At 51.8% G+C, this 22,363-nt stretch carries 25 protein-coding genes; 18 read left to right on the top strand and 7 right to left on the bottom strand.

Features of this window, described 5'->3' with window-relative positions; all coding sequences use genetic code 11:
- Positions 1–11 precede the first annotated feature (11 nt).
- The 3 genes from P398_RS0103735 to P398_RS0103745 form a co-directional block, all read right to left on the bottom strand.
- Complete coding sequence (locus tag P398_RS0103735; RefSeq protein WP_029334086.1) at positions 12–1,256, bottom strand: hypothetical protein; 1,245 nt, start codon at positions 1,254–1,256, stop codon at positions 12–14.
- A gap of 12 nt (positions 1,257–1,268) precedes the next feature.
- Entirely contained in the window at positions 1,269–2,531 is a 1,263-nt protein-coding gene (locus P398_RS0103740; RefSeq protein WP_024369742.1) for a hypothetical protein, read from the bottom strand.
- A gap of 288 nt (positions 2,532–2,819) precedes the next feature.
- Positions 2,820–3,716 (bottom strand): aldo/keto reductase, encoded by an 897-nt coding sequence (locus P398_RS0103745; RefSeq protein ID WP_029334088.1) that lies wholly within the window; start codon positions 3,714–3,716, stop codon positions 2,820–2,822.
- Between the two features lie 136 nt (positions 3,717–3,852).
- On the opposite strand from P398_RS0103745, the gene P398_RS0103750 reads away from it, so the two are divergent.
- From P398_RS0103750 to P398_RS0103765, 4 genes are all read left to right on the top strand, one after another.
- Positions 3,853–4,476 carry a serine/threonine protein kinase gene (locus tag P398_RS0103750; protein WP_029334089.1) on the top strand — a complete coding sequence of 208 codons (624 nt, stop codon included), beginning with the start codon at positions 3,853–3,855 and terminating at the stop codon, positions 4,474–4,476.
- Positions 4,477–4,520: 44 nt separating this feature from the next.
- A complete protein-coding gene (locus P398_RS0103755; protein WP_024369745.1) occupies positions 4,521–4,847 on the top strand; it encodes a four-helix bundle copper-binding protein in 327 nt (108 codons plus the stop codon).
- Between the two features lie 113 nt (positions 4,848–4,960).
- Positions 4,961–5,473, top strand: a complete 513-nt coding sequence (locus P398_RS0103760; RefSeq protein ID WP_029334090.1) for a GNAT family N-acetyltransferase — start codon at positions 4,961–4,963, stop codon at positions 5,471–5,473.
- 66 nt (positions 5,474–5,539) lie between these two features.
- Positions 5,540–5,878, top strand: coding sequence for a zinc ribbon domain-containing protein YjdM (locus tag P398_RS0103765; protein WP_029334091.1), 339 nt, complete (start codon positions 5,540–5,542; stop codon positions 5,876–5,878).
- A gap of 39 nt (positions 5,879–5,917) precedes the next feature.
- Here P398_RS0103765 and P398_RS0103770 read toward each other — a convergent pair whose 3' ends face one another.
- On the bottom strand, positions 5,918–7,375 hold the full coding sequence (locus P398_RS0103770) for an aldehyde dehydrogenase family protein (protein WP_029334092.1): 1,458 nt from the start codon (positions 7,373–7,375) through the stop codon (positions 5,918–5,920).
- Positions 7,376–7,543: 168 nt separating this feature from the next.
- On the opposite strand from P398_RS0103770, the gene P398_RS0103775 reads away from it, so the two are divergent.
- From P398_RS0103775 to P398_RS0103790, 3 genes are all read left to right on the top strand, one after another.
- Entirely contained in the window at positions 7,544–7,897 is a 354-nt protein-coding gene (locus tag P398_RS0103775; RefSeq protein ID WP_029334093.1) for a PadR family transcriptional regulator, read from the top strand.
- Between the two features lie 4 nt (positions 7,898–7,901).
- Positions 7,902–8,627, top strand: a complete 726-nt coding sequence (locus tag P398_RS16320) for an HAAS domain-containing protein (RefSeq protein ID WP_147287386.1) — start codon at positions 7,902–7,904, stop codon at positions 8,625–8,627.
- Positions 8,628–9,041: 414 nt separating this feature from the next.
- Positions 9,042–9,989 carry an alpha/beta hydrolase gene (locus P398_RS0103790; RefSeq protein WP_029334096.1) on the top strand — a complete coding sequence of 316 codons (948 nt, stop codon included), beginning with the start codon at positions 9,042–9,044 and terminating at the stop codon, positions 9,987–9,989.
- An 11-nt stretch (positions 9,990–10,000) separates the two neighbouring features.
- On the opposite strand, the gene P398_RS0103795 is transcribed toward P398_RS0103790, so the two are convergent.
- Positions 10,001–10,843 (bottom strand): GNAT family N-acetyltransferase, encoded by an 843-nt coding sequence (locus P398_RS0103795; protein ID WP_029334097.1) that lies wholly within the window; start codon positions 10,841–10,843, stop codon positions 10,001–10,003.
- Between the two features lie 70 nt (positions 10,844–10,913).
- Here P398_RS0103795 and P398_RS0103800 point away from each other — a divergent pair, with 70 nt between their 5' ends.
- Both P398_RS0103800 and P398_RS0103805 read left to right on the top strand, forming a co-directional pair.
- Positions 10,914–11,591 (top strand): YjjG family noncanonical pyrimidine nucleotidase, encoded by a 678-nt coding sequence (locus tag P398_RS0103800; RefSeq protein WP_024369754.1) that lies wholly within the window; start codon positions 10,914–10,916, stop codon positions 11,589–11,591.
- Between the two features lie 13 nt (positions 11,592–11,604).
- A complete protein-coding gene (locus tag P398_RS0103805) occupies positions 11,605–11,925 on the top strand; it encodes a hypothetical protein (protein ID WP_029334098.1) in 321 nt (106 codons plus the stop codon).
- A 1-nt stretch (position 11,926) separates the two neighbouring features.
- Here the strand turns inward: P398_RS0103805 and P398_RS0103810 are convergent, their stop codons facing one another.
- Positions 11,927–12,373 carry an NUDIX hydrolase gene (locus P398_RS0103810; RefSeq protein WP_029334099.1) on the bottom strand — a complete coding sequence of 149 codons (447 nt, stop codon included), beginning with the start codon at positions 12,371–12,373 and terminating at the stop codon, positions 11,927–11,929.
- Between the two features lie 50 nt (positions 12,374–12,423).
- Here P398_RS0103810 and P398_RS0103815 point away from each other — a divergent pair, with 50 nt between their 5' ends.
- Genes P398_RS0103815 through P398_RS16925 form a run of 3 tightly spaced genes read left to right on the top strand, consistent with a single transcriptional unit; the run spans position 12,424 to position 14,063 of the window.
- Complete coding sequence (locus P398_RS0103815; protein WP_029334100.1) at positions 12,424–13,026, top strand: pentapeptide repeat-containing protein; 603 nt, start codon at positions 12,424–12,426, stop codon at positions 13,024–13,026.
- Positions 13,023–13,862, top strand: a complete 840-nt coding sequence (locus P398_RS0103820; protein WP_029334101.1) for an aminoglycoside 6-adenylyltransferase — start codon at positions 13,023–13,025, stop codon at positions 13,860–13,862. The genes P398_RS0103815 and P398_RS0103820 overlap by 4 nt, the downstream gene beginning before the upstream one ends.
- Before the next feature lie 48 nt (positions 13,863–13,910).
- On the top strand, positions 13,911–14,063 hold the full coding sequence (locus tag P398_RS16925; protein ID WP_034798863.1) for a hypothetical protein: 153 nt from the start codon (positions 13,911–13,913) through the stop codon (positions 14,061–14,063).
- Between the two features lie 11 nt (positions 14,064–14,074).
- Here the strand turns inward: P398_RS16925 and P398_RS0103830 are convergent, their stop codons facing one another.
- Positions 14,075–14,473, bottom strand: coding sequence for a potassium channel family protein (locus tag P398_RS0103830; protein WP_029334102.1), 399 nt, complete (start codon positions 14,471–14,473; stop codon positions 14,075–14,077).
- Positions 14,474–14,577: 104 nt separating this feature from the next.
- On the opposite strand from P398_RS0103830, the gene P398_RS0103835 reads away from it, so the two are divergent.
- The 6 genes from P398_RS0103835 to pelG all read left to right on the top strand — a co-directional run bounded on the left by P398_RS0103835 (position 14,578) and on the right by pelG (position 22,348).
- Positions 14,578–15,405, top strand: a complete 828-nt coding sequence (locus P398_RS0103835) for a putative glycoside hydrolase (RefSeq protein ID WP_029334103.1) — start codon at positions 14,578–14,580, stop codon at positions 15,403–15,405.
- Between the two features lie 219 nt (positions 15,406–15,624).
- Positions 15,625–16,734 carry a GAF domain-containing protein gene (locus P398_RS0103840; protein ID WP_029334104.1) on the top strand — a complete coding sequence of 370 codons (1,110 nt, stop codon included), beginning with the start codon at positions 15,625–15,627 and terminating at the stop codon, positions 16,732–16,734.
- 2 nt (positions 16,735–16,736) lie between these two features.
- Positions 16,737–17,675, top strand: a complete 939-nt coding sequence (locus P398_RS0103845) for a hypothetical protein (protein WP_024371274.1) — start codon at positions 16,737–16,739, stop codon at positions 17,673–17,675.
- Entirely contained in the window at positions 17,657–19,504 is a 1,848-nt protein-coding gene (locus P398_RS0103850) for a DUF2194 domain-containing protein (RefSeq protein WP_029334105.1), read from the top strand. Before P398_RS0103845 ends, P398_RS0103850 begins: the two co-directional genes overlap by 19 nt.
- Positions 19,501–20,919 (top strand): GT4 family glycosyltransferase PelF, encoded by a 1,419-nt coding sequence (pelF, locus tag P398_RS0103855; RefSeq protein ID WP_024371272.1) that lies wholly within the window; start codon positions 19,501–19,503, stop codon positions 20,917–20,919. The genes P398_RS0103850 and pelF overlap by 4 nt, the downstream gene beginning before the upstream one ends.
- Positions 20,900–22,348, top strand: a complete 1,449-nt coding sequence (pelG, locus tag P398_RS0103860; RefSeq protein WP_029334106.1) for an exopolysaccharide Pel transporter PelG — start codon at positions 20,900–20,902, stop codon at positions 22,346–22,348. Before pelF ends, pelG begins: the two co-directional genes overlap by 20 nt.
- Positions 22,349–22,363: the final 15 nt, after the last annotated feature.

A 22,363-nucleotide genomic window follows, 5' to 3' on the forward strand; every position in this document is an offset into this window, starting at 1 on the left:
AAGACCGTCTGTCAGTAAGGGGCGAGCGACAGCCACGTGGCGCTGTCCTCGGAGTTCAGTTTGTAATGCTTGCCTTCGGTCGTGAGGAAGACGTCCGTTTTTTTCGAGCGCTTATGAAGCGTCACGTCGAACGTCTGAGACGTCACGCCCTCGATCAACGTGAACAACGGATAGTCGGCCGGCTCGCCGCTCCGTTTGACCGGTTCGGCGCGCGCCACAATCTGTTTCAACGCCGCACCGTCCGTCGTCAACGTCTGGACCGCGTCTAAGGCATGCAGCTCGGTCTTTCCGGACAATGGCGTCTTGTGGAAGTAACCAATCGTCACTTCCTCATCGGCTGTCATCGTTGCGGCGTCGACCTCGGCTTGCGTCATCATGACGGGCGGCTCATAGCGGAGCGAGATGGTCTGCTCGACGAATTCTCCTTCGACATCATAGGAAAGTTGCCAGAGCGGGTACGTCTTCCCGAACTCGAGCGTCTCAGGTAATGGATACGTGTTTGACAATGTTGGGACGCCGCCGTCAGGCACAGGGTCGAGCGGCCACTGCGATGTGTTCATTTCAGAAGACTCAAAGAGCGCCGGTTGGACGAACCCATTCATCTCAATGATATGAAGCGAGAGTGTCACCTGTTGTAAGCTCAAGCTTGGTTCGTAAGGACGAGAGAATGTCGTCGATGCGTCCTGCGTGTTTACCTCGATCGAAAGCGTCGTGAACAGGGGTGCCTGTAGTGCTACGAACGGCACGTTGAACGGTTTGAACTCAAAATATGGAGCGTCGTCCTCGAGTTGTTCGAGAAGCGCCTGCTGTGTATCGGCGGACACACGTGCTGAACGCGGTCGAAGCGGCTCAGGGTCTGCTTCACGATAGGCAATCGGCATGTGTTCCGGGTCGATCTGTTTCACATATCGGCTGTGGCCGGTCTCACAGTAGGCGTATGTCGCTTCATCGTCATGAAAGACGGTGAGGCCTGTCAGGGGCGAGACCATCTTCGGTGAGAAACGCGAGAAGCTACGATATGACGCGTCGAAGACGAATGGACGGTCCGGCAACGACGAGACGTCTGTCTCGTCGCAAATCGTATGGACGGCCGTATGCTCCGCCTCGTCCATCTGTGTCAACGTCTTTCCGATCTCAAGGCGATAGCCGTCAAACAAGAGGGGGCGAACGTTGAGATCGAGCGCCGTCTCTTCTTGCGTGCAGCCGCTTAACACTAAAACGAAAAGTAGGGACGCGGCGAGACTGATTCTGGGCACAAGATTCCTCCTTTAGTCGTCAAAGCGGTCGTGCCATTTGTTCGCATCATCACGCAGTAGTTTAAAGTGGGACCCGGTCTTTGTATTCGTCAACACGACGTCGTCACCTCGATAACTGACATCAAACGTTTGGGCGCAGATTCCTTCGAATACGGTCAAATACGGAATCGGAGCCGGTTCTCCAGTCTCGGTCGTCGCTTTAGACCGCTCGATCGCCTTGAAGACGAAACGTGTCTGATCGGCTGTCAAATGCGTCAAAAATGAGGCGTCTCTCGATTCAGTACCGATGAGGGCGAGTTCATGAAAGACGGCATGCTGACGATTTGAAAATTCGGCGCGCATCTCACGTTTCAACGCCTCTCCCCGCAAAAGGACAGGTTGTTTGTACGTGAGCGAGACGACTTCTTTGTGCGGGACGTTGTCACGCATATACGAAAAGCTGAACAACGGATAGCGTTTGCCCGGGATGAGCGTCGACGGGAGGTCGTCGATTTGACGGGCCCCGAGGAGTCGTTCGTACGAGGCGTCTTTTGGCCGGATGACATCTTGGTACAACTCTTGGTTTACTGAAGTATGGATTCCGTATTGGCGTGTGTCTTCGGCTGCTTCAATCCCGAATCCGAGCGACAAGAACGGTTGGCGTGACGCCGCATCGATCGGGACGGTGACCGTCTCGATGCCCGCTGAGGACTCGAACGTTAATTCGAACGATCCGTTGAACGGCATCGTCACGTGAACGAGCGTCTGTTCGAGCGCCGTTCGTTTCGGGTAAGGCTCATTTCCAACAGGTTTGTTCATTTCCTTTAAGTATTGCAATCGTTCATGCGGTTGGGCGTTTCGTAGCTTGGCGACGGAAGGGTACGTGACCGCTTGTCCACGGTATGGGACGAGACTATCCGGAACCGCTTCGATTTGCTTCACATAAGAAATCGTGTCGACACGACATTCCACGTACGTTTGATTTTCCACTTCAAAAAAAGTGGCCGTCGGGAACGCCTGGGTCGACGCTTTAGTCGTCAACGGTTGGGACAACGTGACCGTGCCGACCCAACGGCGATCGCCGTCGGGTGTGAGGGCGAGGGCTTCGTCCGGATAACAGGCGTCTAAGACGCTCGTTCGATCCGCTTCAGTCATCTCGATTTGTTGCCCAGACGGCAACGTCGCCCGTCCTTGATAGTACTCTGGTGCTGTATGTAAGCGAAACGCTTGTTCTTCTTCGCATCCGAACAAAAACGTTAAAATGGCAAGTGTACAGAAAATCAGGTACTTTTTCACATCGATGCTCTCCTTCAATGAATAACTTTCATCATTTTAGCACCAATTTTTTGTGACTTTAGGCTTAGGAAAATTAAAGTGTTTTTTTAAAAAAAAGACGAAAAACCCGCTCGACTTGAACTGAGCGGGCTTTGTTTACACTTATGGATATGAAATGGTATTTCAAGTTTTTTTGAGTTGTCGATTTTTGACGAAAAATCGAGGTTTATCAATCGTCCCGTTAAAACGATAATAATCTCTATAATTTTCATATGGTACGTAAAAGGATTAAACTGTTTATTTTTACCTTCAATCGACGTCGCGGCCACGAGCGGCCTTCAAAATTTCGAACCATTCTTCTCGTGTGAGCTCGATTTTAAGCGCTTCAACGCCGCTCTGGACTCGTTCTATTTTCCCAGAACCGATGATTGGCAAGATACGAGCTGGATGCGCGAGCAACCAGGCGTACACGACTGTATCGATTCCGCTCACGTCATGGCGTGCGGCAATCGTGTGGAGCGTGTCACGGAGTGGAGCGTAGTCCTCTTCTGAGAACAAACGGCCGCCGGCGAGCGGGCTCCAGGCCATGAGCGGCATCCGTTCTTCATGGCACAGGTCGACCGCCCCGTCCTCGAAATGCTTCAGTTGCATCGGAGACAGTTCGAGCTGATTCGTGACGAGCTTGAACGGCAAACGAGACTGAAGGAGACGCTGTTGTGACGGCAAGTGGTTTGACACTCCGAACGTCCGGACTTTTCCGCTCTCGTGTAATGCGGTGAACGCCTCGGCGACTTCGTCCGGGTCCATCAAAGGGTCGGGACGATGGATCAACAACGTGTCGATCTGGTCGATGGCAAGCTCTTGTAACGACCGCTCGGCTTGGCGGATAATATGTGCTTTCGTCGTGTCGTAATGATTGAGCGTCTGGCCTGGGTTGAAGTCGCCCGTCAATTTGATGCCCGTCTTCGTCACGATTTCGATTTGGTCGCGAAGTTCTGGCTTCAAACGAAGCGCTTCTCCAAATAAGCCTTCACACGTGTACCCGCCGTAAATGTCGGCGTGATCGAACGTCGTGATCCCAAGCTCGATACACTGCTCGATGAATGTGAGGCGTTCTTGCGTAGACATGTCCCATTCAGCGAGACGCCACATGCCGTGGACGATGCGTGAAAACGATAAATCTTCCGTTAGTGCGATTCGTTGCATAATCGATTCCTCCTAATTGTCTGTCGCTTACATTATACGGATAAACAGACCGAGCGTCACTTCGTCGGTTCAAGGAGCGGGTCAAATGTTTGAAATTCCGGTATGATAAGGACACAACGAGAAAGAGGAGTCCTTCATGAACCGTTACGATTTACTGGCTGACGTGTCGTTTGACCAGTCCGGCGAGGAGACGCGTGTAATGCATATGCACGAAAGCCTCGAGTTGCATGGTATCGGGCGCAGCGCCGCTGTGTTTCGAATTAACGGTACCCGTCTCGTCATCAAAGTGTTTTTCCCTGGCTTCACGCATATCGCGGCCGAGGAAGCGGTCGTTTATGAGACGCTAGAACCTCTTCCGCAGTTCCCACGCTTATACGAGGTCGGACCGAACTATATCGTCATCGATTATATCGAAGGAAAGACGCTGTTCGAATGTCTGACCGAAGGGATTTGGATTGACGCGGCGTATGTTGACGATGTCGACGCGGCGCTCAGCGCGGCGCGGAGGCGCGGTCTCACCCCGTCAGATGTTCATCTGCGGAATATCATCTTGAGCTCGGACGGTCGTATCTTTTTAATCGATTTGGCCAGATTTCGCCAAGGTCAACAAATTGATCACCAATGGGAAGACTTGAAGCGGATGTATCGTATTTATCGGCTTCGTTTCGTGCCAAAGCGCTATTCCGAACGGTTGTTGAACGCGGTCGCTTTCTGGTATCGAACGGTCGTTTTTCTTTTGCGGATTAGGGAACAACAATAACGTGTCGTTGTTGTCGTTTCATTTAGCAAAAGGAGGATGTACGTATGCATCGGATTTATGCGAACGAACTGGAGACGTTACATGACTGTGTCGAGACGTGCAATTACTGTTTAGAATCGTGTTTAGAAGAGAAAGACGTGAAGATGATGGTCGATTGCATCCGGCTCGACCGGGAGTGTGCGGCGATGTGTGCATTTCTCGCCGAGGCGATGACGCGTGATTCCGCGTTCGTACCGGAACTCGCCCGGGCGTGTGCCGTCGTCTGTAAGGCGTGCGCCCAAGAGTGTGAGAAACATAAACATGAGCATTGCCAAGAGTGCGCCCGGGTCTGCTTCGAGTGCGCCTCGATGTGTGACCGTTTGGCGGCGTGAACAAAGGATGGTCAGTCGACGCGGCTGGCCTTTTTTTGTAAGCGCGCGTCGACGCGTGTGTTTTTCGAGTTGGATACGTATAATGAAGAAAAACTTATGAGAGTGGTGGATGTATGATTCGCAATTGCCGACGTGACGACCTTCAAGCCGTTTTACATATTTATAATGATGCCATCGTCAACAGTACTGCCGTGTACCATTACGAACCGGTCACGTTCCAAAACCGGGTCGCCTGGTATGAAGACAAGAAAGCGCAAGGGTTCCCGATGATCGTCTGGGAAGAAGGGGACGTCGTCATGGGATTTGCCACGTTCGGTCCGTTCCGTCCATGGCCGGCTTATAAGTATACGGTCGAACATTCCGTTTACGTCCACCCAGGGTATCGTGGGAAAGGGATTGGCAACAAGTTGCTCCGTGAGATCATCCGTCTCGCCGAGGCTCGGGAGTATAAGACGGTCATCGGAGGCATCGATGCGTCGAACGTGACGAGCATTCGGGCCCATGAAAAAGTTGGGTTCGTTCATTCAGGCACGATCAAACAGGCCGGCTATAAGTTTGGGAAGTGGCTCGACTTGTCATTTTATCAACTCGAATTGAAAGGTCCCGAGACGCCGGAAGAGGGCTGACCGGTAGCTGTCGAACGTCCCGAAATACGATATACTGGCTACAGTGAATCGAATGGAGGAATCAGCATGACAGAATTACCGAATTGTCCGAAATGCCAATCATCATACGTCTACGAGGACGGGAGCTTGCTCATCTGCCCGGAATGCGCCTACGAGTGGTCGCCGACCGAGGCGGCTGAAGCGGAAGCGAACGCGCAAATCAAAGACGCGAACGGGAACGTGCTCCAAGACGGGGACACGGTCACGGTCATCAAAGATTTGAAAGTGAAAGGGACGTCGCTCGTCGTCAAACAAGGCACGAAAGTGAAAGGGATCCGCCTCGTCGACGGCGACCATGACATCGACTGCAAGATCGATGGGTTCGGGGCGATGAAACTGAAGTCTGAGTTTGTAAAAAAACTATAAAAAAACTGTTTCGGTTCGTGGACCGAAACAGTTTTTTGTTTATGAGAAGAATGGTTTGTATTCCCGGCGTTCATGCATGACGGACACCCATTGGAGCGTCGTGAACTCCTCGAGCACCCATTCGCCGTTGAAACGGCCGAGACCCGAGTCTTTCTCGCCGCCAAACGGCAAGTGTGGCTCATCGTTCACCGATTGGTCGTTGACGTGAATCATTCCCGTCTCGACTTGACGGGCGAACTCGGTCGCGCGATACACCGAACCGTGGACGGCACCGCTCAGTCCATACGGGAGTTCGTTCGAGAGTTTCAGCGCCTCGGCGTCGTCTTTGAACGACAGAATGACGGCGACCGGTCCGAAAATCTCATTTTTAGCGAGCGGCATGTCATTCGTGACGCCGCTTAACACGGTCGGCTCGAGGACGTTCCCATCCGCTTTGCCGCCGACGTGGAGCGTCGCCCCAGCGTTGACCGTCTTGTCAATTTGATCGAGGATCCGCTCGACTTGGTCGTGGTCGATGAGCGGTCCGACTTGCGTGTCCGATTCGTTCGGGTTGCCGAACTTCAAGGCACGGACTCGTTCAACGAATTTCTCGAGGAACGCATCGTGAATCGATTCGGCGACGAGGATCCGGTTCGTCGACATACAGATTTGACCTTGGTGGAAGAACTTGCTGTACACGGCCGATTCGACGGCGCGGTCGATGTCGGCGTCGTCTAACACGACGAAGACGTTGTTGCCGCCGAGTTCGAGCGCGGTCTTTTTCAACGAGCGGCCCGCCTTCTCGGCGATACCTTTCCCGACTTCGGTCGAGCCGGTGAATGAGATGAGTTTAGGGATCGGGTGCTCGACGATGGCGTCGCCGATTTCCGAGCCACGACCGACGATCACGTTTAAGACGCCTTTTGGAAGGCCGGCCTCTTCAAATAATGAAGCGAAGAGGAGACCGCCCGTGACCGGTGTCGCCGTCGCCGGTTTGACGACGACCGTATTGCCCGTCGCGAGGGCCGAGACGATCGAGCGGACCGCGAGATGGAACGGGAAGTTCCAAGGACTGATGACGCCGATGACACCGAGCGGTTTCCGATAGACCCGGTTCTCTTTGTTCGGGACGATGGACGGTTTGATGAGCCCGTCCATCCGGAACGGGAACGTCGCCGCTTCTTTGATGATGGCGATCGAGGCGGCAAACTCACCTTCGGCCTTGATGCGGGTACTGCCCGACTCTTTGACGAGCCAGTCGATAATCTCATCCTTATGCTCGAGCGTCAGTTCCGCGAAACGTTCGATCAAGGCACGTCGGTCCTGCGGGAGCATCGTCGCCCACTCGGCTTGTGCTGCTTTCGCTACGCTGTAGGCGTTGTCTAAATCACTTTCGTCGGCCGATCGAATTGAGAACAATGTCTCGTCCGTGAACGGGTTCACGTTGTCGATCGACTTGTCGCTCGAGCCTTCGACCCACTGGCCGTTCATGTACATCTTCGTAAAATCGGTATGCATAACAACACTCCTTTTTCTTTTTGCTTCACCTTAAGAAGTATTCACCTGTTTTGAAAAAATAAACCTCTCGATGCGTAACTAACTTGTTTTACAAATTAGTTGCGATTGGTAGTCCCTTCCATTACTATTATGTATAACAAGTTAGTTTGATGAAAGTGAGGTCGCGCCATGGCGATGAGTCAAATGTTGAAAGGGTTGCTCGAGGGTTGCCTGTTGGCCATCATCGATAAAGGAGAGACGTACGGCTATGAGATGTCGGAGAAACTACAGGCGTACGGCTTCACGATGGTGAGCGAGGGTAGTATCTATCCGGTATTGTTACGGATGAAGAAAGACGGCTGGGTCGAAACGATTCAAAAAACACTGCCATCCGGAGGCCCGAAACGAAAATATTATATTTTGACGGATGCGGGACGGCAAGAATTGCTAGCCTTCAAACAACGTTGGGCGGAAGTATCAAGCGGCGTCGACCGTGTACTCAGAGAGGGGAATGAAGATGGAACTTTCAAAAAAGAGTCGTAATTTTTTGGATGATTTAGCAGTCTATCTTATGTCGAGCGGAAAATCGGAAGAGGAAGTGCAAGACGTTGTCGCCGAGTTGAAAGATCATCTCGAGGAAGCGGAACGGGCAGGAAAAAGTGTGGACGATGTCGTCGGCCAAAGTCCGAAAGCCTACATGCAACATCTCGGGCATGAAATGGCGTTTGATGGAAAAGGCTTTTTCAAAATCATCGCGATGTTGGTTCCGAACGTGTTTGCTTACATTATCATCGGAAATTTCATTCAAGGCGAGATGACGTTCTCGACGGCCCAGTTGGTTGGGTTCCCGCTCGTCGCCGTTCTGTTCTTGCTGGCCGCCGCACAAGCGTTCCGCAACATGTCGGTCCGCTCGACAGAAAGCAAAATTAAAACCGGGGCGACGTACATCGCGCTCGCCGCGTTGCCGATGACATTGTTCCTTGGACTGATGATACTCGACATCTTCGTCGAGATGCCGACGATCGTGTTCGGTCCAACCGCTCAACTCGTATTGTTCGGTCTGGCCGTCATCACGTTGCTCCTCGTCTCGATTTGGACGAAGACGTGGATCAATCTGATTATCCCGCTTCTCTTATTCGGGCCGCAGTACGCGCTCGCTCAGACGAAGCTGCCGCTCGAGCAACAACTGATATTCTCGATGTTGATTTTGGTCGTCGGGATGGGAATCTTCTTGTTCGTCTGGTGGAAAAAGAATCAACAGGGGCAAGCCTGATGCTAGGGCGAATCATCTTCGTCGTCCTCCTGTGTCTGCCGTGGGGTTTCTTCGTGACAGCATCAGACTTTCTTTTTGGGAATGCGTTCGGGTATGTCGTGATTCCGGCCGTTATATGGTGGGGCGCGTGGCGATTTGGCCGGCGTGACTGGTTTAGATGGATTGCTTTAGGGCTACTCGTCTCGTATCTTCTGTCCACGGCCATAATTGGGCACATCGATGGGGCATGGGATTACTTCTTCAAGCCGTTAAATCAATCCATTGTGATGAACATTTGGATGGTTGTGTTCGCGAGTGGGGTCGTTGTGGCATGTCTGTACCGTTGGGCCTTTGAAAAAACACGCGAGTCTGCTTAACGTCGGACGCGGCTGGGAATAGGCAACTGAAAGCCAATAGAGAAAGAAGGGATTCCCATTGCCAGTCAATCCGACGATTCAATTTTATTTGAACCAGTTTCAAAATCAGCTCCCGACCACATATGACCAATTGGATCCGCTCGAATTGAGACGACAAGAAGATGCGATGATGACCCGGTTTCAACATAGAGAGCACGTGCACGAGGTTGAGGACCGTCTCATTCCATTACCGGGACGGACGATTCCGATTCGTATCTATCGGACGGGTCATGGGATTGCGCCGGCCCTCGTCTATTATCACGGAGGCGGCTACGTCACGGGGAGTCTCGACACGCACGATGCGATTTGCCGGACTATCGCGAATGAGGCCGACTGTACCGTCATCTCGGTCAGTTACCGACTCGCACCAGAACATAAATTTCCGACGGCCGTTTACGATAGCTTTGATGCGCTCGCCTGGGTCGCCGAACATGCGGTAACACTCCGGGTGGACGCCTCTCGTCTCGCCGTCGGAGGCGACAGCGCCGGCGGGACGCTTGCCACGGTGAGTGCCTTGATTGCGCTCGAGCGAGGTGGCCCGTCTATCGTGCATCAGCTCTTGTTCTACCCGGTCACGGGGACCGAGGAAAATTTACCGTTGTCTTTGATCGAATATGCCAACGGCTACTTGCTCGACGAAGGATTGATTCGCTGGTTCCAGCAGCAATATTTTAATGATGAGACGGAATTGGCACATCCGTATGCGTCGCCGATCTTGTCCCCATACTTGGCGGAATTGCCACCGACGACCCTTCTCACGGCGGAGTACGATCCGCTTCGGGACCTCGGGCGGGCGTATGCGAACAAGCTCGTCAGCCTCGGTGTCCCCGTTGACTATAAGAACTATGCCGGATTGATTCACGGATTTGCGAACTATTACTTTTACGTGCCAGAAGCGAAACGCGCTGTGAGAGAGGCGGCCCGATCGTTACGAGATACGTTCGCACATGAAAAAACTCGCCCGTGAGGCGAGTTTTTTCATGCTTGCGACAAATAAGGGAAGCGACAACCTTCAGGGAAAAACTCCCCTTCGTTCATGCGAATCATCCATGGACCGTCGCTGGACGGACGTTGCTCCACACTATCCAGGTCGGGCGTAAATTGAAAGACAATTTCCGTGATGCCTTCAAAAGAGAGGCGTGCCACGACGTCACGCATATCGACAGGACGCGGCGACAGCACGGCGTACAGAATTAAACGCGAGCGCTCGATTATATAAATGACATGGACGTCATCGAAACGATACACGTCCTCGTCCATCCCTTGATAGTAATGGAACATCCAAATGTGCATATCGTCTGTCGCATAGAGGCGCGGTGAAAACGGGAGTGACTCCAGTTTGAAACGCCGCCACTGTTCGGCATCGACTTCGACATGTTCGAGTGGGGAGGCCGATCCCGAGACTGAAACGAATAGCTCCGGTTCGGGTTGGGCGGAGAACCCCTGTTGCTCGTAAAACGGTGCAAGCCTTTCGTTACAAGCCAAAAAATAAGGCAACCCATCCGTGTCATGCTGCTTGAACAAGTGCTTAAAGATGCGGGTGGCGAGCCCTTCTCCTTGTCGGATTTCGTCCGTCATGACCGTTCCGATTTGATACGCTTCGCGCGCGGTTCCGTCCATCATCACTGTCATCCGGCTCATTCCGACGCTCGAGATGACATTCCGATAGAACGTCAATGAATAGCAGCGATAACGGTCAGTCCATTCTCCAGCTTTGTACCACTCGCGAAAATCGATGCCGAATGTCTCGTCGGCTAAGTAAAAAAACGATTCGAGTTCTTTTTCCGAATACTCGAGGTTGGTGATTGGCTGTTTCGGCATATGGTTTGCTCCTTTTTTGAACTTCGATGTCTGTTCCTGTACATTAGAGGCAGAGAGGGGTAATACAGATATGAAACGATACGATGCGATTTTATTTGACGTCGATGACACGTTGCTCGACTTTAAACAGAGCGAGCACGTCGCTTTGGAGCAACTGCTCGCTGCGCACAACGTTCGGATGACCGATGAATTAAAACAACAGTATGTGGCAATCAATAGTGGATTATGGCGCGCGTTCGAACGCGGCGAGGTCGGACGAGAGGATGTCTTGATGGGCCGTCACACGCAACTGTTCGACACGCTCGGCATTACAATCAATGCACACGAAGTCGAACAGCGTTATCGCGACCACTTGCACGCCGGTGTGCACGTCATTGACGGCGCGCTCGAACTCGTCCAGACGCTCAGCGAACAGTATCCGCTCTACATCGTCACCAACGGCGTGACCGAGACCCAATTCAAGCGTCTCGAGGCGTCAGGTTTGTTGCCGTACTTCCAAGACGTGTTCGTCTCGGATGCAACAGGGTCGCAAAAGCCGATGAAGCCGTTCTTTGACTATGTGTTCGAGCGTGTCTCAGATGTCACGCCGGAACGCGGACTCATCGTCGGCGATTCATTGACGGCCGATATCGCCGGCGGACGGATGTACGGGCTCGATACGTGTTGGTATAATCCGCACGAAGTGGCAGCGACGGTCGAGACGACGTATGAGATTCGCGACTTGAACGAGTTGAAAACGATCCTCTAAGGGGTGAGTCCGCATGGACGTGTTCACGTATTTCCGGTTCGTCTTTTGGTTTTTACTGTGCCTAAGCGTCATCGCGTTCGCGGTGACGGCGTTCCAACGGACAGAGCGGTTGAACACGTTCGGTCTCGGTTTTCTCATTTTCACAATCATCGGAACGTGCGTCATCTTGCTCGGTACGGAGGGGTTCGTCATCGACGCGTATGCGCTTGAAGGTGACGCGGTGACGACTTACCTATGTTTAGCGACGTGCGGGGTCTCGAGCCTTGCGTTCGTCACACACATCTGGCGTGGCGTCAGGCGTGAGAAACGGCAAGATCCAAGACGTGGTTACTGACTCAGCGATCAATAAAATGTGGTGGCAACGATTGAGGCAACGCGTAGAGCGTCTCCGGAAACAGTTTCAAGTCACGAAGTTCGCGAAGCGGCTGCCAACGATAAATCAAGTGATCTCCTTCCGGTCCGTGGAAGTCTCCGGTATGTAGCGGGAGGTCACCCGATACATAAAAGTACATGCCGATCTCATGGACTGTCCGTTCAAGATACGTGAAAAAGTTCTCGGAGACGAACGCGAACGTCGTCCCGGTCACCGAGGCGTCGAGCTCTTCCTGTAGCTCCCGCGTCAAGGCGAGCTCGGCTTCTTCACCGATGCCGACCCGGCCGCCAGGTAACGCCCAAAAGTCATCGTTCACATTTCGGTGTACGAGCAAATGCCCGTCTTGCACCCAAATGCCGGCAACCCGGTAATTGAACGTGCCGTGCTCGGTCGGAAATACGATATCCATTCTGATCACTCCCATTCTTTAACTATTAGTATACGCGAAGGAGGCGCCTTATGTTTCAATCACATGCCACATACGTTGGGGAAGATTTTCGCGACGAGACGCTCCGTGACGTCTTTCTCACCCAGACGACGTTCGAGAACTGCCGTTTCACATATGTCGATGCGACCGAGTTCGAAACGGCCCAGTGTCGTTTCATCCACTGTGACTTCACCGATTCGAAATGGAACGCCTCTCGCCATAGCGGCAGCTCGTTCTTGAACTGTACGTTCACCGGCGCGAACCTGTTTTTATCGGAGTTCGACCAATGCAAGATGACGGGCTCGTCGTTTGAAAGTTGTACGTTCGAAGGCACGGTCGTCCGGGGCGGGGACTGGTCGTTCGTGAACTTGCGTCACGCGCCGCTCCGGAAAATGGACTGGTCCGGTGTCCGGTTGACCGAGGCCGACTTATACGGGGCTGATTTGAAAGAGACGATATGGACGAACGCCATCTTGTCACGAGCCGTCTTGCAACATGCCGACTGTACATCGGCCGACTTTGTCTCGGCCGAAATGGACGGAGTCGATTTCTCGGACGTGACGCTCAAGAAAACGAAACTTGACGTCATGCAGGCCGTCCAAGTGGCGGGCTCGCTCGGGGCAATTGTCGTATGAACCATGAAGCCGTGCTCGAGCAGTTGTGCGAGCTATCAAAAGAAGACGACAACGTTCGCGTCCTCGTCTTGAACGGGTCGCTCGTCAACCCGAACGTAGAAGCTGATGTCTATCAAGATGTCGACGTCTCCTGTTTTGTGAGAGACGTCTCGGACTTTTTGGAAGACCGCACATGGATCGGACGTTTCGGAGAAGCACTCATCATGCAGACGCCAGACGAAGTACCCGGACGTCTCGTCTATGACCGATTCGCTTTCCTTATCCAATACGCGGACGGACATCGGATCGATTTGACCGTTCGTCCGCTCTGCGACGTGGAGGAGGCGATACGAGAAGACTCGCTCAGTCTCGTCCTCGTCGACAAGGACGACAGGGCCGGTCAGATGGTCCCGACAGATGAGTCATATCGCGTTCGACGCCCGACGCGATGGGAGTATGACCAGTGCTGGAACGAGTTTTGGTGGGTGTCGCTTTACGTCGTCAAAGGGATCAAACGGAAACAACTGCTATACGCATATGACCATGTCACGATCATGCGGACAATGCTTAGGCGGATGCTGTCGTGGCAGGTCGGATTTCAGACGGATTTCACCGCGAACGCCGGGAAGTCCGGTGACGGGCTCGCCCCGTATATCGACCGTGACAGTTGGGAGGCGTATCTCGCTACGTATCCCGTGATGGAGACGACGTCGCTCGAGACGAGTCATCGACTGTTGGTCGATCAGTTCGAACGCGTCAGCAGACTGGTGGCCGACCGGTCAGGGTTTCCGTATTATGAAGAAGAAGCGTACCGAATGCGTGACGCCTTTTTGACGCTTTGGCATTCAAACGATTAAGTTTTAGCCGAGTCGGGAAACCCCCTTGTATAGAAGGAGGAATGACGCTTGAATCCGTATACGACGTTCATCGCGCTCCTAGTAGGGAGTTTACTTTTATTTGTCGGCATCCGGACGAAGAAGTGGCCAATTATCGTTGTGGCTTTGTTTCCGCTCGGCCTCGTCGCATTTAACATGTTTTTACTTATTACCGGACGCTAGAAGACTGCCTGTCAGTCTTCTTCTTTTTTGTATACGGACTTAACGAAAAACGCTGTCGGGAGCAAGATACCGATGGCGGCCTCGACGAGCGCGAACAGACGGGCCGGACCGACTGGCAGCAAGTCTCCAAACCCGATCGACAGAAGCGTCACCCCACTGAAATACAAGACGTTTTGCCAGGACGGTTCGACGGGGGTCATCGATTCGAGCGACGTGACGAAAATCATACCGTCTTGCGATAACGCATAGTAGATGGCGGCGAACCTGAACATCACGCCCAACAAGCTGACGAACAGATGGCTAAAGAGACGCCCGTCAAATGCTGTCTGCCGATACGTCTTGTGTCGAAAGAAGGTATATATGTTCAGTCCGACGAATAAGACGGCAAGCGTCAGTAATATGGTGTTCATGTTGAACACTCCTTTCATACCGGTTTAATGTTGTTGTTCCCTGCAAATGCATCATCAAACGGACGATCGCATCATGAGAGATTTGACGACAAGGAGGTGTCCGTGTGCAACGATTTTTATTCATCGTTCTCTGCTCATCTATTATTTTAGGGGGGTGCATCACTAAAACACCGTTCGACTTTGATGAGATTGAGTCGTATAAGATTTTTTATAACGTACCGACCGATGAAATCATTGAAGATATGGCCCGCTATGACCTGGTCATCATTGAACCGATTTGGTATTCACCGGAACAAATCGAGACGATCCGGTCAAACGGGACAAAAGTGCTCGGTTACATTAACGTGATGGAAGCCGACACGTGGAATCGGGCATTGATTGGACAAATGGAAGAGGATGACTTCTTTTATCGTGACGGGGAACGGATTTACTTTCCGAAGTGGGACTCCTACTTGACGAATATCGCTTCCGCGAATTTCCGGAAAATCCTCATGCGAGAAATTCAAAAGCAAGTGATTAATAAACATTTAGACGGGATTTTTCTCGATACGGTCGGTGATATCGATGATGTCCATCTCGATCATCCGGACGATTTGGCTGAACAGTTGGATGGGCTCGAAGCATTTTTAAAATCGATTCAAGGCACATATCCCGGGGTCCCGATCGTTCAAAATTGGGGGATTGAGACGCTAGAACGAACGAGCGCCCCATACGTGGACGGATTCATGTGGGAAGGGTTCAATTATACGGCCATCACGACCGACTCTTGGTCGATGGAAAAAATTGAGCGATTGGATGCGTTGCGAGAGACGTATGATATTGCCGTGTTGACCGTCTCGGATCAAGAAGAAACAGCTAGCCGGGAGTTAGCGGAACAACATGGGTACATCCATTACCATGAGCCTACGTATTATGATACATGGGATTTTTAGGTAATATATGAGATTATAGACAGTTTCATACGGGTATTTATTGTAGAGGACTCATATTTGGACTAGAGAACCACATCAAACATACACACGTGATAGGAGGGGATTGTTATTTTTTACGCTCAAGACCGCCCTTGGATCAAATGGGTTGAAATCCTTGTCGTCTTCGCTCTGCTCATCGGAATCGATCTCATCTTCAATCTCGGGACGATTCAAAATGACTTGAACTTGTTTTACGTGGCCGCGATTTTATTCGCGTTACGGTACGGGACGATCTTTGGTCTCATCAGTTTCGGCGTCTTGCTCCTATACAAAGTGGTTTACACCGGCTTCGTCGGAGGAGACATTTTCTTATTGTTCTACGATACAAACTCACTTCTTACACTCTTCTATTACTTCGCTATCACTGTCATCGTCGGTTTATTCAGCACATCATTTCGTGAACGTTATGAGATCAGTCAGTTCCGTAACGAGGAGCTGAAAGATGAGAACACGTATTTGAAAGAAACTGTCGATTTACTCAACACATCTCAAACGACACTTCGTCAAAAATTACTGCAATCAGAATATAGCCTCAACCAACTGTATGAACTGGCCGTGTCGCTCGATTTGCCGCACCCCGAGTTAATTCGGAGCGAGACGATTCGGCTACTAAAAAAATATTTCCTCGCAAGCGACGTTGCGATTTACCACGTCGACCGGTCGCAAAAATCGATGCGTCTCCTCATTCGTCAAGCCGAGAAAAAAGAGTTTCCGCAAACGATATTCCTCGATGAGGCGTCGGGCATGTTTAAACGTTTCTTCCAAGTGCAAGAGACGACGCTCCGACAACTCGATGACGACGATTCAGACCCGATGTTGCTCGCACCGATCACGATTGACGGACAGACGCGTGAGGTTGTTGTCATTAAGCGTCTGCCGCTTCGCAAGTTGACGACAGACGACTTGCACGTCTTGAATATCCTCTTCTCATGGATCGGCACCCGGATTGAAAACGCACAGACACTGATACGAAAAGAGCAACACGAATTGCTCTATCCGGGCACATCATTCTACAAAAAAGACGCGTTCGCCAATCTAGTGGCGCTTCAAGAACAAAAAAAGGTCCATCACGGTCAGCCGTTCATCGTGCTCGAATATGCACTCGGGTACGAGCCGGTCTCGCTTGAGAGCATCGAGGCCATCGTTCACTCCTATTTACGGGAAATCGATATCGTCGGATACGACCGCGAAGAAAACAAACTTATGTTGCTCTTGCCAGGAACGAGTGAAGAGCATCGACAGCGGATTTATGATCGGATTGAAGGCATCTTGATCCAGAAAGGGGTGTGAGTATGGGAGCCATCAGCAATACGGTGTGGATCTTGATTTACATCGTCCATGCCATCCTCGCCCTCGTCTTGCTCATCGTGTTGAAACGAAGAATGAAAGCCCCAGACTATGGGGTCGCAGTAGCAGCCCTCTGCTTCGGGCTGTTTTTACCTTTCATCGCCGAACTCGCCGTCTACGCGGTGTATCGCCTCGCCGAACGGTTCGGACGCAGTGGTCTAATCGAGGATTACGACGAGTATATCGACTTCAAAGTCGTCAACTATGAAAAAATTCGACATGAGGCGAAGGCGAGCGCGAGTCTGCTCCCGCTCGCGGATGCCATCAATTCAAAAGATCCCGCCATTCGAAAACATTCGATCTTGACGCATGTCAACCAATCGATCGACCAGCAAGGGAAATACTTGCAGATGGGTCTTCAAAGTAAGGATAGCGAGACCGTCCACTACGCCGCGGCGACGATGAACATCTTGATCGATCAATACGAGCAAGAATTGAAACTGGCGAAACGCGAATATGAACTTGGTAACCCAGAATCAATCCGCCGCCTCGCCACGATTTATAAACGGATGATCCACAGTGAGTTGATCACGGAGGTCATGCTGAAAGACAAGCGCGAGGCATGGTTGAAAGAATTGTTGATCGCAAAGACACTATTCGCCCCGGTCGCTTGGATTTATGAAGATTTGAACGAAATTTATGAGACGTTGAACCGTCCGAAACATCAACTTGAAACATTGAAAGAATATGTGCATCATTTCCCCGAACGAATCGAGGCCCATTTGATGCTGATTGACTTCTACTATGAACGGGAGCGTTGGACAGAAGTGAAAGCCGTCATGTTTATGATGCAGACGCAGTTTTCACTCGAAGACGTGCCGTACGAATATCGGCTGCTATTCGAAGAATGGAGTGACACGACATCATGGAAAAACGAACTATAATCTCATTCTCGCTCTTCATCGTCTTATTTCTCGCCATCGTCGGTGCGATTCAATATTTACGCATCCATTCTTTGCACACGTTATTGCCAAACGTCGCGGAGCAACGGATGGAGATCGATCAATTGCAAGGCGGGGAAGCGGCCGCGTCGGGGCAACACCGTCTTCAAGTTTATCTCGTACGTGACGACGAAGAGCTTGCGGTCAAAGCTGCCGATAATATCCTTTACGGACTTCGTTACGCCAAGTTGGACGTGACCGAGATCGCCCCGGAAGAAGTCGGGACGGTGGCGCCCTCACCGTACACGATTCTCATCTTCACAGGAGAACGGACGACGCGTTGGCCGTTCGCGGAGATGAAGCGATTTGTAGAAGGAGGCGGGAACATCATCTTCGGCAACCGTTTCAAAGACCCGGCATTTAATGAACTGACTGGGGTCGAAGAGATCGGGGAGTTTGTCCCGGACGTATATGGTTTGAACTTTGAAGAGAAAATTTTCCCGGGCTATGTTGATTTGAATCCGCCGGAAGATTTATTCGTTCATAGTGTTGTCGACTTCGCCATCGCGGATGAAGCGAACGTCATCCTGTCTGCTGAAGGGTTCCCGATTCTTTGGGAGTACGCCGTCGGTCAAGGAAACGTCTTGTATTGGAATACGACCATCACAAACCAGAAGATGATGCGCGGACTGTTCGTCCAGACGCTCGGCACGTTGCCGCCTGCGTTCGTCTCGGCCCAAGCCGCAATCAAACTGATGTATATCGATGATTTCCCAGCACCGATCATGAGCGGCAAAATGAAAGACGTCTCGACGACGCCGCTCGATAAGTCCGTCAAAGACTTCTTTGCAGAAGATTGGTGGGAGGACATGGTCGAGATGGCGGAAGCGGACGATTTGATTTACACAGGTGCGATGATCGGCACGTACGAAGAAGAGATGGAACTAGTCGATGAGCAACTGATTAAGCGAGGGGAATTCCCGATGCTGTTCTTCGGTCGGAAACTGCTCGCGAACGGCGGCGAGATCGGATTGCACGGCTATAATCACCAATCACTCGTCACGGCCGATGAGCCGATTGACCCGACGTACGGATATATCCCATGGAAAGATAAAGAAGAGATGAAGCGTTCACTCCTTCAAGCCGAATCAGTGTTTGCGAACTACTTCCCGGCCGAAACGCTCAAATCGTACGTGCCGCCGTCGAACGCGCTCAACCGTACCGGCGTCGATGCGATTGCCGAGGCGTTGCCGGAGCTGCGGACAATTGCATCGCTCTATACGGGCGAATCTGAGAACGGGGATTTTGTCCAAGAGTTTGAGTTTGATGAGACACATCCGGAGCTGTACCATTTCCCGCGCGTGACGAGCGACTACGGTGAGTCAAAAGGATCGATTTTCCAAATGGTCGATGCGATCGCCAATTTCGGTGTCTTCTCGCACTTCATCCACCCGGACGATGTCATCGACCCGGAGCGGGCGTTCGGAAGAGACTGGGATACGATGTTCGCAAGTCTTAGAAAAATCATCGATGATGTCAACGTCAACTATCCGCATTTGCAAGCGTACACTCAGCACTATGCGACAGAGAAACTGATCACGTATCAAGCGGCCGACTTGAACGCATCGTTTGATGAGAACATCATTTACTTGTCGGGTGAAGGTCTCGTCAACCCGTCACACTTCACAGTTCGACTAAAAACAGGCCAATCCATCGATACCGGCACGTTCGCCTTCGGGACAGTCGAACAGATGGAAGCGGACCGTCCACTCTATTTAGTCACATTGACGGCGGCGAGCGCCGAAATCGCCATCGAGGGGGACGCACAATGAAGATTGGACTCGTGCTAGAAGGAAGCTATCCATATGTGAGCGGGGGCGTCTCCAGTTGGACCCAGACGCTCCTTGAAGAAATGCCGGACGTGGAATTTGAAATCATTTCAATCCAGCCTACCGAGAAGCGTCCGGAAGATATGAAATACGTGTTGCCGGAGAACGTTTCTGGCGTCACCCATTTGTACTTGAACGAACCGGGACAGCGAGGAAAAGGGCGGATGAAGCTAAATTCGGAGGAGGAAGAAAAACTGTCCGATTGGCTCATGTTGAAAAGTCCAAATCGACAAGCGCTCGGAATTATTGGTTCACGAATCCCATCGAGCGAGGCGTTTTTTGCCAGTGAATTCTTTTGGCGAAACGTAAAAGCAGCCTATACCGAGGAGATGAACGGGGGCTCGTTTATCGATTATTTCTGGATGTGGCAAAGTATGTACATGCCGGTACTCCGTGTGTTGCATCAACCGCTCCCGAAAGTCGATCTCGTCCATTCCATCTCGACCGGTTATGCCGGAATGGTCGCCTCGTATATGAAAGAAACGCAAGGCATCCCATTCATCTTGACGGAACATGGCATCTACTCACGGGAACGGGAAGAAGAAATCCTTCAATCGTACTGGATCCCGGCCCCGTACAAACCGAGATGGGTCCGATTTTTCCATCACTTGTCACGCGAGGCCTACAACGCGGCCGACGAAATCATCACGTTGTTTGAACGGAACCGGGAATACCAGGAGTGGATCGGGGCACCGAGCGAGAAGACGAAGATTATCGCCAACGGCATTGCCGACCGCCATATCCGGCCGGTCATCGAACCGGTCGAACATGACGTATTTCAAATTGGGGCGATCGTCCGTGTCGTCCCGATCAAAGATTTGAAGACGATGATTTATGGCGCCAAAATTTTGCAAGAACGTAATCGTTTGTTCAAATTGACGATCATGGGACCGCTCGATGAAGATGAAGAGTATGCAGAAGAGTGCCGTTTGCTCATCGAACAGAGCGGTCTCACGGACTACGTCGAACTCGTCGGGAAAGTGAATGTTCAAGATTGGCTCCCGACGTTTGACTTGTTGCTGTTGACGAGTATCTCGGAAGGACAACCACTCGCCATTTTAGAAGGCATGGCCGCAGGCATCCCTTGGGTGGCGACCGATGTCGGGGCGTGCTCTGAATTATTATACGGACGGACGGACGACCCGTTCGGACCAGCCGGATTCATCGTGCCCCCGGTCCATCCGGAGGCGATTGCCGACAAAGTCGAGTGGATGATGGACTATCCGCGCGAACGGATGCGCTTCGGGAAGAACGGTCGCGAACGTGTGCGTCAGTATTACCGGTTGCAACAGTTCGTCGACCGCTATAAAGCCATCTATGAAGCGAGGAGGGAACAGTATGGCGGGCATCGGGTTTAAACTGCAGAAACTGTTTCAAGAAGACTACTATTCGTCACGGCTGAAAGCGTACACGTTCTCTGGTCTCGTCACGTCAGGACCGTGGTTGATTGTCATTTTGGTCGTCGGGACGATTCAATGGTTGGCGTTTCAAATGCCGATGCTGTCGCTAGAGGAACGGACGATTTTCATGCTGTCTGTGTCTTACGCCTTCATCTTTTCGCAAATCGTCTTCAGTTTTCAACAACTTGTCGTGACGCGTTACGTCGCCGACTTGTTTTATGAGAAGAAGGCGCATGAGATTTTCCCTGTCTTTACCGGTATGTTGAAAGTGACGATGCTCGCAGCAGTCATCATGTACAGCATCTTTTGGATGATCTCACCGCTCGATTTTGTGTATAAGCTCGTCTTGTTCGTCTTATTCATGACGATCAACGTCATTTGGGTCATGTTCTTGTTTTTGAGCGCGGCCAAGTTTTATCAGGCGATCGCATACAGCTTTTTGCTCGGTGGTTTCATCGCGGTCGGCGGCGTGTTCTTGATTAGCCGCATCATGGCAGACCCGACGAGCCTAGAGCTGTTGACCGGCTTCACCGCTGGTATGATCGTGACATTATTCGGATTATTCTTTGCGATGTTGCGGACGTTCCCGCTCCGCTACGCCACGAGAGAGTTCTCTTATTTCCGTTACTTTGATCTCTACCCCGACTTGTTCGCGATCGGCGTCTTGTACGTCCTCGGGATTTGGGTGACGAACTTCATCATCTGGTTCGGTGAGGGACGGATGGTCGTCGCTGATTCGTTCGTGTTTAATCCGTACTACGACACGGCCGTGTTTTGGTCGTACTTGACGATTATCCCGACTCAGTTGCTGTTCGTCGTCGCCGTCGAGACGAGATTTTATGAACGGTACCGTACGTTTTATGGGCTCATCAATTACGGGGGGGCACTCCATCAAATCGACAAAGCGAAACAGACGATGACGACCGTCTTGAAAAATGAGTTGATTCGCCTCGGCCGGAGTCAAGGCGTCGTCACACTGTTCGCGGTGCTCATGGCCGGTGTCTTCGTCGGTTGGATCGGCGTACCAGAGGAAGTTGGGCAAATCTTCCGGATGACGACACTTGCCGCGTTCGCGAATGCGATGATTCTCGTGTTGACGCTACTGTTGCTCTACTTCGAAGATCGGCGTGGTGCGCTTCTCGTCAACTTGTCGTTTTTCACGTTCAACGCTTTGTTCACGATGCTGTTGCTTCCGCGAGGCATCGATTGGTATGGCGTCGGTTTTGCAGTCAGTACGACGATCACGTTCTTTATCGCCGGCCTCCGTTTGATTTACTTCATGGGCAAAGTCGATTATTACGTGTTTGCCTCTTCGAATCGGCGTAAACTCGGAACGGAACGGTTCTCCAATATGGGAAGTATGTTGAACCGCCGCTTCTCACGTTGAAGGGTTCCTATTTCA

Source organism: Exiguobacterium aurantiacum DSM 6208, assembly GCF_000702585.1.
GTDB lineage: Bacteria > Bacillota > Bacilli > Exiguobacteriales > Exiguobacteriaceae > Exiguobacterium > Exiguobacterium aurantiacum.

Excerpts from the sequence above, each read along its gene's own strand:
- P398_RS0103745 (WP_029334088.1), bottom strand. The coding sequence starts at position 3,716 with ATGCAACGAATCGCACTAACGGAAGATTTATCGTTTTCACGCATCGTC.
- P398_RS0103750 (WP_029334089.1), top strand. The coding sequence starts at position 3,853 with ATGAACCGTTACGATTTACTGGCTGACGTGTCGTTTGACCAGTCCGGC.
- P398_RS0103755 (WP_024369745.1), top strand. The coding sequence starts at position 4,521 with ATGCATCGGATTTATGCGAACGAACTGGAGACGTTACATGACTGTGTC.
- P398_RS0103760 (WP_029334090.1), top strand. The coding sequence starts at position 4,961 with ATGATTCGCAATTGCCGACGTGACGACCTTCAAGCCGTTTTACATATT.
- P398_RS0103765 (WP_029334091.1), top strand. The coding sequence starts at position 5,540 with ATGACAGAATTACCGAATTGTCCGAAATGCCAATCATCATACGTCTAC.
- P398_RS0103770 (WP_029334092.1), bottom strand. The coding sequence starts at position 7,375 with ATGCATACCGATTTTACGAAGATGTACATGAACGGCCAGTGGGTCGAA.
- P398_RS0103775 (WP_029334093.1), top strand. The coding sequence starts at position 7,544 with ATGGCGATGAGTCAAATGTTGAAAGGGTTGCTCGAGGGTTGCCTGTTG.
- P398_RS0103795 (WP_029334097.1), bottom strand. The coding sequence starts at position 10,843 with ATGCCGAAACAGCCAATCACCAACCTCGAGTATTCGGAAAAAGAACTC.
- P398_RS0103800 (WP_024369754.1), top strand. The coding sequence starts at position 10,914 with ATGAAACGATACGATGCGATTTTATTTGACGTCGATGACACGTTGCTC.
- P398_RS0103805 (WP_029334098.1), top strand. The coding sequence starts at position 11,605 with ATGGACGTGTTCACGTATTTCCGGTTCGTCTTTTGGTTTTTACTGTGC.
- P398_RS0103810 (WP_029334099.1), bottom strand. The coding sequence starts at position 12,373 with ATGGATATCGTATTTCCGACCGAGCACGGCACGTTCAATTACCGGGTT.
- P398_RS0103815 (WP_029334100.1), top strand. The coding sequence starts at position 12,424 with ATGTTTCAATCACATGCCACATACGTTGGGGAAGATTTTCGCGACGAG.
- P398_RS0103820 (WP_029334101.1), top strand. The coding sequence starts at position 13,023 with ATGAACCATGAAGCCGTGCTCGAGCAGTTGTGCGAGCTATCAAAAGAA.
- P398_RS0103830 (WP_029334102.1), bottom strand. The coding sequence starts at position 14,473 with ATGAACACCATATTACTGACGCTTGCCGTCTTATTCGTCGGACTGAAC.
- P398_RS0103845 (WP_024371274.1), top strand. The coding sequence starts at position 16,737 with ATGGGAGCCATCAGCAATACGGTGTGGATCTTGATTTACATCGTCCAT.
- P398_RS0103850 (WP_029334105.1), top strand. The coding sequence starts at position 17,657 with ATGGAAAAACGAACTATAATCTCATTCTCGCTCTTCATCGTCTTATTT.
- pelF (WP_024371272.1), top strand. The coding sequence starts at position 19,501 with ATGAAGATTGGACTCGTGCTAGAAGGAAGCTATCCATATGTGAGCGGG.
- pelG (WP_029334106.1), top strand. The coding sequence starts at position 20,900 with ATGGCGGGCATCGGGTTTAAACTGCAGAAACTGTTTCAAGAAGACTAC.